Source organism: Streptomyces sp. NPDC088746 (assembly GCF_044751065.1).
Classification (GTDB): Bacteria; Actinomycetota; Actinomycetes; order Streptomycetales; family Streptomycetaceae; genus Streptomyces.
In genome coordinates this window covers 465,024-482,150 of record NZ_JBIVLA010000005.1, presented here as the reverse complement: position 1 = coordinate 482,150, position 17,127 = coordinate 465,024, and the positions used below count along the sequence as shown (strand labels likewise).

13 protein-coding genes and 1 pseudogene are annotated in these 17,127 nt (G+C 70.2%); 10 read left to right on the top strand and 4 right to left on the bottom strand.

The features are described from left to right. Nucleotides 1-30: 30 nt before the first annotated feature. Nucleotides 31-1,638 carry an ATP-binding protein gene (locus ACIP63_RS24485; protein WP_401519219.1) on the bottom strand — a complete coding sequence of 536 codons (1,608 nt, stop codon included), beginning with the start codon at nt 1,636-1,638 and terminating at the stop codon, nt 31-33. A gap of 107 nt (nt 1,639-1,745) precedes the next feature. On the opposite strand from ACIP63_RS24485, the gene ACIP63_RS24480 reads away from it, so the two are divergent. Continuing rightward, nucleotides 1,746-2,519: a response regulator gene (locus ACIP63_RS24480; RefSeq protein ID WP_401519216.1), complete on the top strand. Its 774-nt coding sequence runs from the start codon at nt 1,746-1,748 to the stop codon at nt 2,517-2,519. A gap of 25 nt (nt 2,520-2,544) precedes the next feature. Here the strand turns inward: ACIP63_RS24480 and ACIP63_RS24475 are convergent, their stop codons facing one another. Further along, on the bottom strand, nt 2,545-3,306 hold the full coding sequence (locus ACIP63_RS24475) for a hypothetical protein (protein WP_401519214.1): 762 nt from the start codon (nt 3,304-3,306) through the stop codon (nt 2,545-2,547). 291 nt (nt 3,307-3,597) lie between these two features. Between ACIP63_RS24475 and ACIP63_RS24470 the strand changes: the two genes are divergently transcribed. From ACIP63_RS24470 to ACIP63_RS24455, 4 genes are all read left to right on the top strand, one after another. Next, entirely contained in the window at nt 3,598-5,877 is a 2,280-nt protein-coding gene (locus ACIP63_RS24470; protein WP_401519211.1) for a catalase, read from the top strand. 168 nt (nt 5,878-6,045) lie between these two features. After that, nucleotides 6,046-7,524 (top strand): aminotransferase class I/II-fold pyridoxal phosphate-dependent enzyme, encoded by a 1,479-nt coding sequence (locus ACIP63_RS24465; RefSeq protein WP_401519208.1) that lies wholly within the window; start codon nt 6,046-6,048, stop codon nt 7,522-7,524. Nucleotides 7,525-7,737: 213 nt separating this feature from the next. Continuing rightward, entirely contained in the window at nt 7,738-8,796 is a 1,059-nt protein-coding gene (locus ACIP63_RS24460) for a YihY/virulence factor BrkB family protein (protein ID WP_401519206.1), read from the top strand. Between the two features lie 156 nt (nt 8,797-8,952). Further along, nucleotides 8,953-9,627 carry an HAD family hydrolase gene (locus tag ACIP63_RS24455; protein ID WP_401519204.1) on the top strand — a complete coding sequence of 225 codons (675 nt, stop codon included), beginning with the start codon at nt 8,953-8,955 and terminating at the stop codon, nt 9,625-9,627. A 153-nt stretch (nt 9,628-9,780) separates the two neighbouring features. On the opposite strand, the gene ACIP63_RS24450 is transcribed toward ACIP63_RS24455, so the two are convergent. Together ACIP63_RS24450 and ACIP63_RS24445 are read right to left on the bottom strand one after the other, a co-directional pair. Beyond that, nucleotides 9,781-10,050 (bottom strand): DUF1905 domain-containing protein, encoded by a 270-nt coding sequence (locus ACIP63_RS24450; protein WP_401519571.1) that lies wholly within the window; start codon nt 10,048-10,050, stop codon nt 9,781-9,783. Between the two features lie 177 nt (nt 10,051-10,227). After that, a complete protein-coding gene (locus ACIP63_RS24445) occupies nt 10,228-11,343 on the bottom strand; it encodes an FAD-dependent oxidoreductase (protein ID WP_401519202.1) in 1,116 nt (371 codons plus the stop codon). 53 nt (nt 11,344-11,396) lie between these two features. Between ACIP63_RS24445 and ACIP63_RS24440 the strand changes: the two genes are divergently transcribed. The 5 genes and pseudogenes from ACIP63_RS24440 (at nt 11,397) to ACIP63_RS24420 (ending at nt 17,098) form a co-directional block, all read left to right on the top strand. Beyond that, complete coding sequence (locus ACIP63_RS24440) at nt 11,397-12,089, top strand: TetR/AcrR family transcriptional regulator (RefSeq protein ID WP_401519199.1); 693 nt, start codon at nt 11,397-11,399, stop codon at nt 12,087-12,089. A gap of 250 nt (nt 12,090-12,339) precedes the next feature. After that, a complete protein-coding gene (locus tag ACIP63_RS24435) occupies nt 12,340-12,699 on the top strand; it encodes a hypothetical protein (protein ID WP_401519196.1) in 360 nt (119 codons plus the stop codon). 197 nt (nt 12,700-12,896) lie between these two features. Beyond that, a complete protein-coding gene (locus ACIP63_RS24430) occupies nt 12,897-14,387 on the top strand; it encodes an amidase (protein WP_401519195.1) in 1,491 nt (496 codons plus the stop codon). 215 nt (nt 14,388-14,602) lie between these two features. Then, nucleotides 14,603-14,779: pseudogene (locus tag ACIP63_RS24425) on the top strand (response regulator transcription factor); the annotation flags it as partial. A 99-nt stretch (nt 14,780-14,878) separates the two neighbouring features. Then, nucleotides 14,879-17,098 (top strand): NADP-dependent isocitrate dehydrogenase, encoded by a 2,220-nt coding sequence (locus ACIP63_RS24420; RefSeq protein ID WP_401519192.1) that lies wholly within the window; start codon nt 14,879-14,881, stop codon nt 17,096-17,098. Nucleotides 17,099-17,127: the final 29 nt, after the last annotated feature.

Here is a 17,127-nt window from a genome sequence, read left to right as displayed (position 1 = left end):
GCCGCGGCGGCCGACATGGCCGGGGTCGTCTCATCCGCTCCGTTCCGCGCCGGAGCGGATGGCCTGCGGCAGGGAGGACGGGCCGGGATTCTCCGGCGGTTCCGGCGCCAGGGTGAAGGTGATGCGCGTGCCCTCCTGGTACTCCGTGTCGACGGCGATGGTGCCGCCGTGGAATTCGACGACCTTCTTGCACATGGCGAGGCCGATGCCGCTGCCGGAGTAGACGTCCTTGGTGTGCAGCCGCTGGAAGATCACGAAGACCTTGTCGGCGTATTCCGGTGCGATGCCGATGCCGTTGTCGGTGACGGTGAACCGCCACAGTTCGTCTTCCCGGGCCGCCGAGACATGGATCTTCGGTGTCTCCCCGGGGCGGCGGAACTTGATGGCGTTGCCGATCAGGTTCTGCCAGAGCATGCCCATCTGGGTGGGGTCGGCGACCAGCGTCGGCAGCGGGTCGTGGGTGATCGTCGCGCCGGTTTCCTCGATGCCGACGCTCAGCCCGGACAGGGTCCGCTCCAGCGCCGTGTCCAGGTCGAGGCTCTGGTGGGTGTTGTTCACCCGTCCGACCCGCGAGAACTCGAGCAGGTCGTTGATGAGGGTCTGCATGCGGTTCGCCCCGTCGACCGCGAAATCGATGTACTGATCGGCCCGGTCGTCGAGCTGCCCGCCGTAGCGCCGCTGGAGGAGCTGGGTGAAGCTGGAGACCTTGCGCAGCGGCTCCTGGAGGTCGTGCGAGGCCACGTAGGCGAACTGCTCCAGCTCGGCGTTGGAGCGCTGGAGGTTCGCGGCCTGAGCGTCGAGGCGCTGGAGTGACTCCTCGCTGAAGGCCAGCTCCCTCACGAGACGGCGGCGCATGAAGTCGATCTCGCTGCTCAGACGCCTCAGGTCGGCGGGCCCGGTCGGGGTGATGGGGTGGTCGAAGTCGCCGCCGGCGATGATCCGGGCGTCCGTGCCGAGCTGTTCCAGCGGCCGGTTGATGCCGCGGCGCAGCCCTTCGAAGACGATGGCCGTCAGCGCGACCATCAGTATCGCGATGGCGCTGAAGATCCCGTTACGCAAGGCCATCGTCGTCCTGAGGTCGTCCTTCACGCGGACGCCCTCCGCGCGCAGCCGTTCCTGCTGCCTGCTCAGAGCCACGCGTACGTCGTCGAAGGTCTTCTTGCCCTCGGCGGCTCGCTCGGTGGCCAGAGGTGAGGGTGAGCCGCCGGGTGCGGCGGCGATCGGCCGTGCGATCCTCTCCTGCCACACGGCCGTGGCGTCCTGCACGGCCTTGAGGTCGTCGAGGCCGGCGCGGTCGCCGTGCAGCAGCTCGGTGAGCTCCGCGATGACGGCTTCCTGCTTGGCGAGGCCCTCCTCGTAAGGAGTGATGAACTCCTTCGTGCCGGTGAGCCCGTAGCCACGGATGCCCGTCTCCTGGTTGAGCAGAGCCGATTCCAGGCGGACCGCCTGTGCCATGGCGGGCGACCGCACGTCCGCGAGCTCGCTGCTGATCGAGGCGCTGCGTGCCAGGACCCATGCCCCGGTCGTTCCGAGAACGGCCAGCACCACCAAGGAAACAGCCACTCCGACGCGAAGCCACCGCCGGGTCGTCCACGTGGAAAACCCCCGCGTACGCGGTGGTTTCGTATTCCCGGTCATTCGGTGGACTCCTCGCTGCGTCAGCCGCCCGGAGGAGCGGCCAGCACACTCTAAGGGGGGACAACGATTGTTGTCACCGAGAGCATCGAGGCCCTAGAGTGCCGGACATGCCAGGCAAGAACTTCGCACTGCGGACCACGCCGGAGGAGACGGCCGTCATCGCCGACGCAGAGGTCGACAGTCTTGCGCAGCGTCTCGCTCGCCGTTTGCTGGAAACCTCGCCGCGTCAGGGACCGGACGACCCGGCGCCGGCACTGGCTCTGCTCCATGTGCTGGAGAACCTTCAGCAGGCAGCTGAGCGGCTCCAGCGGGATGCAGCCGTGGCTGCCGCCCGTGCGGGTGCCGGCTATCCACAGCTCGGTGCCGCCTGCGGTATGAGCCGACAAGGCGCACGGCGCCGCTGGCCAGGCCTCTTCCACCACTCCGACGAGAAACCCACGGAGCACCCGATGACCAGCACCACCCCCTCCCGCCCGTTCGACGTTCTGCTCGTCGAGGACGACATGGCCGACGCCATGCTCATCGAGGAAGCTCTCGCCGAGCGCGGGGCCCGCAATCTGGTTCAGGTCACGGACGGTGTCGCCGCCCTGGAACACCTGCGCGCGCCGGGCAACTCGCGGCCCGACCTGATCGTTCTCGACCTGAACATGCCGCGGATGAACGGCCGTGAGCTGCTGAAGGTCCTGAAGAACGACGAGGACCTGCACACCATCCCGGTGGTCGTCCTCACCACGTCCACCGCCCCGGACGACGTGACCGACGCGTACAGCAGTCACGCCAACGCGTACGTGACCAAGCCCGTGAACCTCCAGGAGTTCGAGCGGGCCGTCCGGAGCATCGACGCCTTCTACCTCGACACGGCGACCCGGCCGCGCCCCTGAACGGCCACTTCTTCGGGCCGGCGCGTCAGGACTGCGCCGGAGCCCGGCCGAGCACGGCGCTGACGTCCACCGTCTCGTCCGCGGGCGGGGTGGCCGTGGGCACCGGCTCGTCGAAGCCGGAGAAGTCCACGGCGGCGTCCGCCCCGTCACCCAGCACGGTGATCCGCAGCGGGTAGTGCTCGCCACCGGTGTCGACGTACGCCGTCAGCTTCTGCCCGTGCAGCGTCCTGGTGACCGGCACGGTCCGTACGCCGTCGACCGTCGTCACCTTCCCCTTGGTGAACGTCGCGGCGTCGTTGCCGGCGTTGTCGGAGACCAGTTCGCGGAAGGTGTCCAGATCGCACGCCTCCACGACGGGCCGCAGCCTGGAGTCCGAGGCGGAGCCCCTCATGTACCGTCCGGCGAGGACGGCCTCGAAGGCCGATCCGCCCACGGGGACCTGGTTCTCCCAGAAGTCCGCGTCCGGCTTCAGCCAGACCGAGTCGCCCCTTTTGACGATCTCGACGGAACCCTTGTCCTCGCCCAGGTCCACGCCCCCCGCGCAGTTGCCGTTCCGGTCGAGGCTGAGGTTCACCGTCATCGGCGGACGGTCCTCCCCGAGGTCGCCCCGCGCACGCAGATGCACGGAGCTGACGTCCAGCAGCGCGTCACGGGAGCGGTCGGCGATCTGTCCGGCGGGAAGCGATTCGATGTCGTCGTCCGCCTGGGCCGCCGTGGTGCCGGTGACGGCGAGCACGACCACGGCCGCACAGGCGGCAGCACGCGTGGCGATGCGCTGTCCTGTCACGGCGCCTCCTCGGAAACGTCCCTGTTCAGGCCTTCACGAGCGGGATTCACCCCAGGGATTCACCCCACCTGGCGAGCGTACGCCCGCGCATGGTCGCGTGCATGGCGGCCGGTCGCACGGAGGGTGAGGTCCGGCGCCGACTCCTGCTACGGCGGAGGCGTCGCAGTGCCGGATGGCGCAGTACATGTGTCGGTGGTCGTGGTGGGTGGTACGCGTGATCCGTCGATGTCTGCCTTCCCGGAGCGCTGATCGCTCCGCGCCTGGCACTGTCCGTCAACGGATTGGAACCAAGTGAGCGAGAAGAAGAATCCCGTCGCGGCTGCCGCCGAAAAGGTTGTGGAGAAGGTCCAGGAGGCAGTGCTTCCGGCAAACGAGATTCCAGGCGCACCGAGCCCGGCCGCCGCACCGGTCGAGGAGCCGGCAGAAGCGCGTAAGCCGCTCCCGCCCAAGCACGACCAGCGCGGACCGGACACGTACAGCCCCACCGGGCAGGACACCGCAGTGCCGCAGAGCCAGGTCGCGCAGGGAGGTGCCTACCTCACTACCGCCCAGGGTGCGCGCCTGCACGACACCGACCACTCCCTGAAGGCCGGCCCCCGTGGTCCTGTGCTGCTTCAGGACCACCATCTGCGGGAGAAGATCACTCACTTCGATCACGAGCGCATTCCCGAGCGAGTGGTACACGCCCGCGGCGCGGCCGCACACGGCGTCTTTCGCGCGTACGGTGCCGGGGCGGGGATCAGCAAAGCCGCCTTCCTCGCCGAGGGCGTCGAGACCCCGGTGTTCGTCCGCTTCTCCACGGTCCTGGGCTCGCGCGGATCGGCGGACACCGTGCGCGACACCCGGGGCTTCGCGACGAAGTTCTACACCGACGAGGGCGTTTTCGACCTGGTCGGCAACAACATTCCGGTGTTCTTCATCCAGGACGCGATCAAGTTCCCCGACGTGATCCATGCCGGCAAGCCGCACCCGGACCGTGAGATCCCGCAGGCACAGAGCGCCCACGACACGTTCTGGGACTTCGTGACCCTCCACACGGAGGCGACCCACCACACGCTGTGGAACATGTCGGACCGTGGTATCCCGCGTTCCTACCGGATGATGGAGGGCTTCGGAGTCCACACCTTCCGGCTGGTCAACGCCGAGGGCTCCACCACGCTGGTGAAGTTCCACTGGAAGCCGAAGCTGGGCGTGCACTCGCTGGTGTGGGAGGAAGCGCAGATCACCGCCGGTGTGGATCCGGACTTCCACCGCCGCGACCTCGCCGACGCGATCGAGGCGGGTGCCTTCCCCCAGTGGGAGCTGGGTGTGCAGACCTTCCCGGACACCGGGGACCAGATGTTCGAGGGCATCGACCTGCTGGACCCGACGAAGATCGTGCCGGAGGAACTGGCGCCGGTCCGTCCGATCGGCCTGATGACCCTCGACGCCAACCCGTCGAACTTCTTCGCCGAGACGGAACAGGTCGCCTTCCACCTCGGCCATCTGGTCCCCGGCATCGACGTCACCGACGACCCGCTGCTCCAGGGGCGTCTCTTCTCCTACCTCGACACCCAGATCAGCCGGCTCGGCGGGCCCAATTTCGGGCAGCTGCCGATCAACCGCACGCACGCGCCCGTCAACGACATGCTGCGTGACGGCATGCACCAGACCGCGGTGCACCGAGGTGTGGCCCCGTACCGGCCCAACTCCCTCGACGCGGGCTGCCCGTTCCTCGCGGGTGCGGACACCGGCGCCTACATCGAGGTCCCCGCCGAGGTCCCCGCGGCCCGCAAGGTGCGCGAGGCGGCGGCTTCCTTCGACGACCACTTCAGCCAGGCCCGGCTGTTCTGGCTCAGCATGACTCCTACCGAGCGGGAGCACATCGTCGCCGCTTACACCTTCGAACTCGGAAAGTGCTGGGAGCAGGCCATCAAGGAGCGGGCCCTCATGGTGCTCGCCAACATCGACCCGGAGCTCTGCGCGCAGGTCGCGGCCGGCCTGGGCCTTCCGGTACCGGAGGCGAGCCTCCCGCTCGCGGCGGTGGAGCCCAGCCCCGCGCTGTCCCAGCTCGGTGAGGAATGGCCGGTTGACGGACGGATCATCGGCATCGTCACCGACGGCGCGGACGACCTGGACGGCGTGCGCGAAGTGCGGCGGGCGGTCCTTGACGCCGGCATGGTTCCGCTGGTCATCGCACCGGCGGGAGGCACGCTGGGAGCGGATGGCGACCCGGTCACCGTGCAGCGGACCTTCACCACCGCCCGGTCCGTGGAGTTCGACGCCATTCTGCTGGCCGGAGCGCCGGCCCCGGCGGCGGACGCCTACGGGGCCCGCGATGCCAAGGCCGACGACAGCGCTGCCGTGGCCACCGGTGTGGACCCCCGGCTCCTGCTGATGGTCACCGAGGCGTACCGCCATGGCAAGGCCATCGGAGCCTGGGGCGCAGGTGTCAGTGCTCTGGAGTCGGCCGGCCTGCCCGCGAACTCGGCGGGCGTGGTGACCGGCGGAGCCGCGCCCGCGGTCCTGGAGGCCGTGACCGCTCTCGTCCGGGGACACCGGGCCTGGGACCGTTTCGCACCCGCTCTCTGACGGGGCGCCGGTCAGGATCCGAGCTGCGTGAGCAGGGGCGGCGGGAGCGTCGTGAGACGGACGCTCGTGCCGCCCCCGACCGGCGGCCAGGCCTCCCGCGCGCCGGCGCCGCCTCCCTGGCCCTCACCCGTATCGTTTTCGCCCTCCTGCACTGGGAAGCCGCACATCATGGACCACTCGAAAGCTCCCGTTCTCGACGCACTGAAGGCATACCAGGCGCAGGAGCAACTGCCGTTCACCCCGCCCGGGCACAAGCAGGGCCGGGGGGCCGACCCGAGGGTACGGGCCGTACTGGGCGACGCTCTCTTCGGTGCGGACATGCTCGCGGTGTCCGGTCTGGACGACCGGACACAGTCGAAGAAAGTCCTGGAGCGGGCGGAAGACCTCATGGCCGACGCCGTCGGTGCCGAGCACACGTTCTTCTCCACATGCGGCAGCTCGCTCTCGGTCAAGGCCGCCATGCTGTCCGTCGCCGGACCGCACCAGAAGCTCCTGGTCGGACGCGACGCGCACAAGTCGGTCATCTCCGGCCTGATCATTGCCGGTATCCGCCCGGTGTGGGTCGATCCCCAGTGGGACCCCGATCTCCACCTGGCCCACCCGCCGGCCCCCGAGGCCTTCCGGGCGGCGTTCGAGCAGCATCCGGACGCACGGGGGGCGCTGGTCACCAGCCCCACCCCCTACGGAACCTGCGCCGACATCGGAGCCATCGCGACGCTGTGCCACGAGCACGGCGTACCGCTGATCGTGGACGAAGCGTGGGGCGCGCACCTGCCCTTCCACCCCGAGCTGCCCACCTGGGCCATGGACGCCGGCGCGGACGTGTGCGTCACGTCGGTGCACAAAATGGGCTCCGGGCTCGAACAAGGGTCGGTCTTCCACCTCCAGGGCGACCTGGTCGCCGTCCCGACCCTCGCCTCCCGCGCCGACCTCCTGGACACCACCAGCCCCTCGGTCCTCATCTACGCCGCCCTCGACGGCTGGCGTCGCCAGATGGTGGAACACGGCCGCGAGCTCCTGGACGACGCCCTCTCCAGGGCCCGCCGTGTGCGCGAAGCCATCGAGGACATCGAGGGCCTGCACGTCAACGACCGCGACGACTTCTGCGCGCCCGGGCGCGCCTACGACCTGGACCCCCTCCAGGTCTTCATCGACCTGAGCGGAGTCAAGTTCAGCGGTTACGACGCCGCCGACTGGCTGCGCCGAAACCATCGCATCAACCTGCACACGTCCGATCACCGGCGCATCAACGCCCAGCTCACGCACGCCGATGACGACACGACGACGGCGCGGCTCCTCGACGGCCTCCGTGATCTCGTGGCCCGCGCCGACGAACTGCCACCGGCGCCGGACATCCGCATCCCGGCCCCCGGCGACCTCCGTCTGCGGCAGGCGACACTTCCGCGCGACGCCTTCTTCGGGGATGTCGAGCAAGTTCCCGCAGACCAGGCGGTCGGCCGTGTCTGTGCCGAGATGCTCACGCCCTACCCTCCAGGGATCCCCGCGGCCCTTCCCGGCGAGGTGCTGGACCAGGCCGCGGTGGATTACCTGCGTACCGGTGCCAGCGGGGGGATGCTCATTCCCGACGCCGCCGACAGCACCATCGGCACGATTCGCGTGTCCGTGCACGACGTCGACGCGGACTGACCGGGCGCCGAGCGGCGAGGGAGACGTACCAGGGCCCGCACCTGTCTGCACGGAGCACCAGCCGTTCGGCGGCGCGGCCCCCTACCGCGCCCCCGAAGGCGGCCTGGGCCTGTTGCAGTCGGACGTGCACCTGGATGGGCCAGCCCGTCCCTCCTGGTGCACGGGACCGCTGCGAAGTCGCGCAGCGGACGCGCCTGGGATTGTCTGGTTCACATGCCGAACGAACAGAACAGCGGGGAGAGCGCCGGGCCGCGTGGGGGCGGGCGCGCGGGGCCGGACCCGGAAGTGGAGCGTGATGCACCGGACACGCCTACGAAGGTGGGCAGAGCGTCCTGGGGAGCGGTGCTGCTCCGCACGCTCAAGGAATTCAAGCGGGATGAACTCACCGACCGGGCGGCGGCACTGACCTACTACGGAATCCTGGCGCTCTTCCCGGCCCTGCTGGTTCTTGTCTCCCTGCTCGGCATCGCGGGTGAGTCGAACACCCAGACCGTGCTGGACAACATCCAGAAGCTTGCTCCGGGGGCGGCGCGCGACGTCCTCAGGAACGCGGTCACCCAGTTGCAGTCCAGCAGCGGGACCGGGCTGGTCATGGCGATCGTGGGGCTGCTGGCCGCCCTGTGGTCCGCGTCCGGCTATGTGGCAGCGTTCATCCGAGCCTCCAACGCGGTGTACGACGTCCCCGAGGGGCGGCCGGTTTGGAAGGTGCTCCCGGTCCGAGTCGGCTTGACCTTGGCGCTGATGGTGCTGGCCTGCGTCAGTGCGCTGATCGTCGTTCTCTCGGGTGGCCTCGCGCGACGGCTCGGTACCGTACTGGGTGTCGGGGACACTGCCATGACCATCTGGTCGATCGCGAAATGGCCCGTCCTGGTGGTGCTGGTGACCGTGCTGCTGGCGATCCTCTACTGGGCAGCGCCGAACGCGAAGGGGCGGGGCTTCAAGTTCGTGTCGCTGGGCAGCCTGCTGGCACTGGTGATCTGGATGGTCGCGTCGGCGGCCTTCGCCTTCTACGTCGCCAATTTCGGGTCGTACAACAAGACCTACGGCGCCGTGGCCGGCGTGATCATCTTTCTCGTCTGGCTGTGGATCACGAACCTGGCGATTCTGCTCGGTCTCGAGTTCGATGCGGAGTTGGCTCGTGAGCGAGCCGTCATCGGCGGTCATCCACAGCGGGAGGAGCCATACGTCACGCCCCGGGACACCAGCAAGTGGTCGGACGAGGATCGCAGGGGCATGGGGGACACCGGCCCCTCCGAGCCCCGCTCCCACTGACCGGGTCGTGGCCGGAGACCTCCTGCGGGACTCCGTCGTCCCTCCGCGCCGGCCGCGGCCTGCATCCGTCGATCGCGGGAAGAGTCCGGAGGGACGTCCCGGCGGTTCCGTCGAAATTTCGCGGAGCCGGCGGCCCGGTACACCAGAAGGAGTGTCATGGTTCGCGCTGCACTGTTCGACGTGGATGGAACGCTCGTGGACACCAACTACCTCCACGTCACCGCATGGTGGGAGGCCTTTCGGCAAGGCGGTCACACGGTGCCGATGACCGCCGTGCACCAGGCCATCGGCCTGGGCTCCGCCGATCTGATCGAGCACCTTCTCGGAGCTGAGCGGGACAGCGGTCGGGACGAGTGGATCAGCAGCACGCACTCAGCGCTGTACGCGACGTACTTCGAGCGGCTGGTCGCGGTGGACGGGGCGGCTGACCTGCTGCGGGCACTGGCGGCTCGGGGGTGGAAGGTGGTGCTCGCCACCTCGGCGTCCGGTCCGGAGCTCAAGGCGCTGCGACGCGTGCTGGATGCCGACGACGTCATCACCGACACCGCGAGTGCGGACGATGTGGACGAGGGGAAGCCGGCTCCCGCACCGGTCCGGCATGCGATGGAGCTTGCCGGTGGGACGAGCGGGGAGACGGTGTACGTGGGTGACTCGGTCTGGGACATGAAAGCCGCGACCGGTGCGTCCGTGACCGCGGTGGCGCTCCTGTCGGGCGGTATTGCACAACAGGATCTGGTGGAGGCCGGGGCCACCGAGGTGTACCGGAACCCGGCCGACCTCCTCGCGCATCTGGACAGCAGCGTCTTTGCCCGGGTCGGCCGTGTCGACTGACGCGCGGTTCGGGTTGCGGATTCGGCACCGGGCGCGTGGCAGGCGACGAGGACCGCCCGGTGAGGATGTGCGCCCAAGCCCTCTCCGTCCGACCTCGACGAACGCACGAACCTGGTTCGGCATGACGCACCGCTCCGCAGGCAGGCAGGCAGATCAGTCCTTGACCTGCTCCAGCAGACGGACGGTCACGGAGTCCCCTTCCTCCTTGCCGATCGCCTTGCGCACTTCCGCCTTCACCGGCAGTTTGTGCGTGCCGTCCCCCAGAGCCATGAACGAACTTCGGAACGCGTGACCGTCGATCGTGCCCCGGACCTTCACCAGGCCGCGGGTGCCGAAGAATTCTGCGGACTCGGGCCACACGACGTAGGTCCAGCCGCCCTTGTCCGGGCTCTTCCGCAGGGTCGCGGTGAACTGCTTGTCCATCACGGACACCTCCTGTTCACGAGCTTTCGATGCGGATGAGGTTGTTGCCTCCGCTTCCTTCTTGTTCACCAGTTAAGACGGAGGCAGCCGGGGAAACTCATCGCCGGCCGCGAAGTCCGACCCTGTCCCCGCGAGGCCGTGGCGAGCTGCTGGTGCTGTTGCTCTCGCGCTTGGCGGTCAGGGCTGGACATGGTCGAAGAGGGCCACGGCTTCGGCGGGATCCGGGCTCACGAGGCGTTCCAGACCGGCCGTCGTGATCTTCGCCCACCTGCCGGCCCGTGCCCACATCTGTTCCTCGAAGGCTCGGACGGCCTCGTCCAGATCTTCGGGGCCGGCGGCGATGGCCTCGGCGAGTTCGGCGCCTTCCAGCATCGCGAGGTTCGCGCCCGCCCCCAACGGAGGCATCAGATGTGCGGCGTCGCCCAGGAGCGTCACCCCGGGGACGTGGGTCCAGGTGTGGGACACCGGCAGTACGTGAAGCGGGCGGTGGACGAACGTGGTGCCGTGGCGGAGAAGGCCGAGGACGGGAGCGGCCCAGCCGTCGAACAGAGCCAGCAGGCTCGATCGCACGGCCTCGACGTCGGCCAGGTCCAGGTTCGCGTGCCAGTCCAGCGGCGCGCGGAACTGGGCGTACACCTTGACGTGGCCGCCGCTGTTGCGCTGGGCGACGAGCGCTCGGTTCACGCCGTACACAGCCACGGAACCGTCGCCGACCAGCCGGGCGAGGTCGGGGTGGCGGGTGTCGACGTCGTCGAGGGAGGTCTCCACATAGGTCACGCCGGTGTAGTGCGGTGTCGCCGACGAGACCGCCGGGCGGATCCGGGACCAGGCGCCGTCCGCGCCGACCACGAGGTCGAACGCCTCCTGCCGCCCGTCCGCGAAGTAAACCAGTACGCCGTCCCGGGTCCCCGGCACCACCTGCGTCACACCCCGGCCCCACTGGACATCGAGAGGGCCGAGCAGCAGGTCACGGAGTTGCCCGCGGTCGATCTCGGGATTGGCCCGGTCTTCCGGACGGGGTTGCCAGTCGCGCAGGACTGCTCCGTCCGTGTCCAGGATGCGCATGGCCTGCCCCTCGGGACGGGACAGCGCCTGGAACTCCGCCAGCAGCCCCGCCTTGTCCAGCGCTAGCTGGCCCAGTCCTTCGTGCAGGTCCAGGGTGCCGCCCGGGGGGCGGGCGTCCCGGGCGGGATCGCGTTCGAGGACGGTGACCGGGTGACCATGACGGTGCAGGACGCGGGCGAAGGTGAGGCCGGCGGGTCCGCTCCCGACCACTGCGATGCGGTGTCTCATGGCGATACACTGTATTGTTCCTCTACGGTGTAGCGCAACGGTACGGTGTGAGCATGACTGTCTGGGACCGGCCGGAACCGCCGACTCGCCCCGCGCCGCTCGACCGGGAGCGGATTGTCGCCGCCGCCATCGCACTGGCCGACGAGGGCGGGCTCGAGGCGGTGTCGGTGCGCAAGGTCGCGGCCCGCCTGGGCGTCGGCCCGATGCGGCTGTACAGGTACATCTCCACCAAGGAGGAGCTGTTCGACCTCATGGTGGACGCGGTCCAGGCCGAGATCCTCCCCGAGGAACAGCCCGGTGACTGGCGGGAGGCGCTGTGTCTCCTCGCCCGGCGCACCAGGCAGGCCGCTCTCCGTCACGAGTGGCTGGCCGACCTGCTCGGCGGTCGCCCGGCCCTGGGCCCGAACGGCCTGGCCGTGACGGAGGCCACGCTGGCCGCCTTCGACGACCACGCCGACGTCGACACCGTCATGCGCGCCGTGGAGACTGTCAGCGCCTACTTCATCGGCGCGATCAGACGCGAGATCGCGAACCTGCGGGCCGAGCACGCCACGGGTCTGTCCAAGCACGACTGGCAGCGCGCCCATGGCCCGCACATGACGCGAACACTGGCCACCGGCCGCTTCCCGGCGTTGGCCAAGGTCGTGTACGACGGCACGGACGTGGACGCCGAAACGTCCTTCGCGACCGGCCTGGACTGGGTCCTCGACGCCGTCGCCACCAAGCTCACCCGGCCGCCGGCGTGACGCCCTTGCCGGCGGGTACGGCGTCAGCTCGGCGGGGGCTGGGCTGAAGGGCGAGTCGCCCTGGTCAGGGCAGGTGCGGGAGAGATTCACCCCACCTGGCGAGCGCACGCCCGCGCACGGTTGCGTGCGGGGGTGGCCAGGTGTACGGAGGGTGAGGTTCGGCGCTGTTTTCGGCTACGGAACGTGGGGGAGCACTGCCCTGAAGATCACCGGAACTCGACGGAAGCGTCGACCGGAATCAAGGGGAGACATGAAGAAGCTGTTCAAGGGGAACGTCGTCCGCACGCTGGCGCGGGGTGCCGCCGTCACCGGTCTGACCGTCGCGCTCGCCGTGCCGGCCACCGCAGCGGTGGCTGTCGCACCCGCTGCCGCCATTCCGCCGGGTCTGTCGTGCGACACCGGCAAGCACGCGATCGACGACTACACCGGCTACGCCCTCTGCCGGAACAACGGTTCGGCCACGCAGACCTTCTGGGTGCACCTGGTCTGCGGCTGGTCGCCCGACGTGGACGGTGAGCACGTCACGCTGAGGCCGGGCGAGTCCGGGCAGTCGACGGCCCACTGCGCCGGCCTCGGTTCGGGGATCGGCGAGATCCACGTGCGCCCGTAGCAACCCGTTGCCGTACGCCCGTCTCCCCGTATGTGCTCCCGGAGCCGTCACCGCCCGGGGGAGGGAGACGGGTACCGGTCCGTGTGCGGCGTGCTTGAGCGGACCCCCCTGCCTCGTTACTCTCCGGTAGACCCGCTCGGGCGGACTCCGGGCGGACCCGGGGCCGGTGCTCCGGCGGACGCGAGGAGGCGGTGGCGATGTCCTCAGCAGACCCCACGGAGCGGACCGGGCCGAGCAGGCCGGCGGAACCGCACGTACAGCCCGGACTCACGGACTGCGCCAGGGAGCTGGCCGAGGGACGAACGACCTCGTCCGCGCTCGTCGCCGCGGCGCTCGCGCGCATCGAGGCGAGCCGTCACACCCTCAACGCCTTCCGCCAGCTCCGTACGGAAGCCGCACTCGCCGAGGCCGCCGAGGCCGACCGGCGGCTGGCGGCGGGGGAGCGGCTTCCGCTGCTCGGGGTGCCGGTCGCCGTCAAGGACGACACCGACGTCGCCGGGATGCCCACCTACTTCGGTTGCGACGGCGTACTGCCGCCCGCCACCGCCGACAGCGAGGCGGTCCGCAGGCTCCGGGCCGCCGGGGCCGTCGTCGTCGGCAAGACCAACTCCTGTGAGCTGGGCCAGTGGGCCTTCACGGAAGGGGCCGCCTTCGGCGTCACCCGTAACCCCTGGAGCACCGCGCACACGCCCGGGGGCTCCTCCGGCGGCTCCGCGGCGGCCGTGGCCGCGGGGCTCGTCCCCGCGGCACTGGGTTCGGACGGCGCGGGCTCCATCCGTATCCCCGCCGCCTGGACCCACCTCGTCGGCATCAAGCCGCAGCGCGGCCGGGTCTCCGTCCACCCCAACAGTGATGCCTTCCAGGGCCTCACCGTCAACGGCCCCCTCGCCCGCACCGTCGCGGACGCCGCCCTCCTCCTGGACGCCGCGGCGGGGCCGCACCCACGGGACGCGCACCGCCCGCCCGCCGTCGACGCGTCCGCCGCAGCCCGCCGCGACCCCGGCAGGCTGCGCATCGGCCTCTCCCTGCGGCCTCCACCCACCCTCACCCGCAACGCGCCCCACCCGGAGGTCCTGCGGGCCGTCACCGCCCTCGCCGAAGTCCTCGCCCGGCTCGGCCACCACGTCGAGGAGGCCCACCCCCGCTACGGGCTCATCGGTCTCTCCTTCGTCCCCCGGGCCACCGCCGGCATCGCCGAACTCGCCGCGCTGCACCCCGAGCCCGCGCTCCTCGACCCGCGCACCCGCAGCGCCCTGCGCACCGGGACCCGTCTCGGCGGCCGGATCGTGCGGGCCGCCCGCGCCCGTGAGGTACGCCAGCACGCCAGGATCGGCGCCTTCTTCGACACGGCCCGGGGCGACCATGGTTACGACGTGCTCCTCACCCCGACCACGGCCGCCCCGCCACCACGGGTCGGGGCGTTCGACCGGCTCAGCGCCTGGCGCACCGACCTCGCGATGACGTCGGCCTGCCCCTACGCCTGGCCCTGGAACGTGCTCGGCTGGCCCGGCGTCAACGTCCCGGCCGGCTTCACCCGCGACGGCCTGCCCCTCGGCGCCCAGCTCCTGGGCCCCTCCCGGAGCGAGGCCCGGCTCATCTCGCTCGCCGCGCAGCTGGAGGCCGACCTGCGCTGGTACGAGCACCGGCCGCCGGCCCCGGGCGTGATCGGCGGGGCCGGCGGGCGCTGACCACCCACACGCCCGCCCGCAGCGGGACGCCCTCGGGGGTCTCACCGCGCCCACCTCGAAGGTCCCGTCGCCGTCCCGCGCGGGATCGGTCAGGGCACGGACCCGCGTGACGAGGGACGCCGACGCGGGTGACCCGCCCCCGCGGCGTTCACGCGCGCTCCTCGGCAGTCGTCCGCATGGCGGCCTCGACGCGCTCGACGGCGCAGATCGCGCCGAAGGAGATCGCCGTCCACATGGTGGTCAGCCCCTTCACGGCCAAGACTCACATCAGCCGCGCCATGACGAAGCCCGGCGCCCGTGACCGGGCCCAGCCGGTCGTCTTCGCGTACGAGTCCGGGCCGGTCGAAGCGCGCGGGGCCCCCGGCACCGCGCGCCCCGCCGGACAGGAGTGACCGGTTCCGCCGGAATGGGCGCGGGCCACTGTGGAGAGGGGGCCGGTCACGAGATATCTTGATGTCAAGCAATGTTGCAGACGTGGAGCGGAGCACCCGGTGACTGACTCGACCATCATCTATACGCACACCGACGAGGCCCCTGCCCTGGCGACGTACTCGTTCCTGCCTGTCATCGAGGCGTACGCCTCGACCGCGGGTGTCACGGTGGAGCGCCGCGACATCTCCCTGGCGGGGCGGATCATCGCCGGCTTCCCGGAGCGTCTCAAGGCCGATCAGCGTATCGATGACGCGCTCGCCGAGCTCGGTGAGCTGGCCAGGACTCCCGGCGCGAACATCATCAAGCTGCCCAACATCTCGGCCTCGATCCCGCAGCTGAAGGCCGCGATCGCAGAGCTCCAGGAGCAGGGCTACGCGCTTCCCGACTACCCGGACGACCCGCGGACCGACGAGGACAAGGACGTCCGCGCGCGGTACGACAAGGTCAAGGGCAGTGCGGTGAACCCCGTCCTGCGTGAGGGCAACTCCGACCGCCGCGCCCCCGCGTCGGTCAAGAACTACGCCAAGGCGCACCCGCACCGCATGGGCGCCTGGAGCGCCGACTCGAAGACGAACGTCGCCACCATGGGCGTCGACGACTTCCGCTCGACGGAGAAGTCCGTCGTCATCTCCGAGGCCGGTTCGCTGCGCATCGAGCTCGCGGGCGACGACGGCACCACCACGGTGCTGCGCGAGTCCGTCCCGGTCCTCGCGGGCGAGGTCGTGGACGCGGCCGTCATGCGCGTCGCCGCGCTGCGTGAGTTCTTCACGGCACAGGTCGCGCGCGCCAAGGCCGAGAACGTCCTGTTCTCCGTGCACCTCAAGGCCACGATGATGAAGGTCTCCGACCCGATCATCTTCGGCCACGTGGTCCGCGCCTTCTTCCCGAACACCTTCGCCAAGTACGGCGACGTGCTCGCGGCGGCCGGCCTGACCCCGAACGACGGTCTCGGCGGCATCCTCAAGGGGCTCGACTCCGTGGAGGCCGGCGCCGAGATCAAGGCGTCCTTCGAGGCCGAGCTCGCCGAGGGCCCGGCCCTGGCGATGGTCGACTCCGACAAGGGCATCACCAACCTGCACGTGCCGAGCGACGTCATCGTCGACGCGTCCATGCCCGCCATGATCCGTACGTCCGGCCACATGTGGGGCCCGGACGGCAACGAGGCGGACACCATCGCGGTCCTGCCCGACAGCAGCTACGCGGGCGTCTACCAGGTCGTCATCGACGACTGCCGCGCCAACGGCGCCTTCGACCCGTCGACCATGGGCTCCGTACCCAACGTCGGTCTGATGGCGCAGAAGGCCGAGGAGTACGGCAGCCACGACAAGACCTTCGAGGTCCCCGCCACCGGCACGGTGCGGGTCGTCGACGGCAAGGGCGACGTCCTGCTGGAGCAGGCCGTCGGAGCCGGTGACATCTTCCGGATGTGCCAGACCAAGGACCTCCCGATCCAGGACTGGGTCAAGCTCGCCGTCACCCGCGCCCGCGCGACCGGCAACCCGGCCGTGTTCTGGCTCGACGAGGGCCGCGCGCACGACGCCAACCTCATCGCCAAGGTCAACACCTACCTGGCCGACCACGACACCGACGGCCTGGACATCTCCATCCGGACGCCGGAGGAGGCCACGGCCTTCTCCCTGGAGCGCATCCGCCGCGGCGAGGACACCATCTCGGTCACCGGCAACGTGCTGCGTGACTACCTCACCGACCTGTTCCCCATCCTCGAGCTGGGCACCAGCGCGAAGATGCTCTCCGTCGTCCCGCTCATGAACGGCGGCGGACTGTTCGAGACGGGCGCCGGCGGCTCCGCGCCCAAGCACGTCCAGCAGCTGGTCAAGGAGGACTACCTGCGCTGGGACAGCCTGGGTGAGTTCCTCGCCCTCGCGGTCAGCTTCGAGCACCTCGCCACCACCACGGACAACGCGCGCGCCAAGGTGCTCGCCGACACCCTGGACCGGGCCACGGGCACCTTCCTCAACGAGGACAAGTCCCCGAGCCGCAAGATCGGTGGCATCGACAACCGCGGCAGCCACTTCTACCTGGCGCTCTACTGGGCCCAGGAGCTGGCGAGGCAGACCGACGACGCCGCGCTCGCCGAGGCGTTCGGACCGCTCGCCAAGACGCTGTCCGAGCAGGAGCAGACCATCATCGACGAGCTGGCCGCCGTCCAGGGCAAGCCGGCCGACATCGGTGGCTACTACCAGCCCGACCCCGCGAAGGCGGAGGCCGTCATGCGCCCGTCGGCCACCTTCAACAAGGCCATCGCGACCCTGGGCTGATCCCCCACGCGTCGCGCTGAACGACGGCC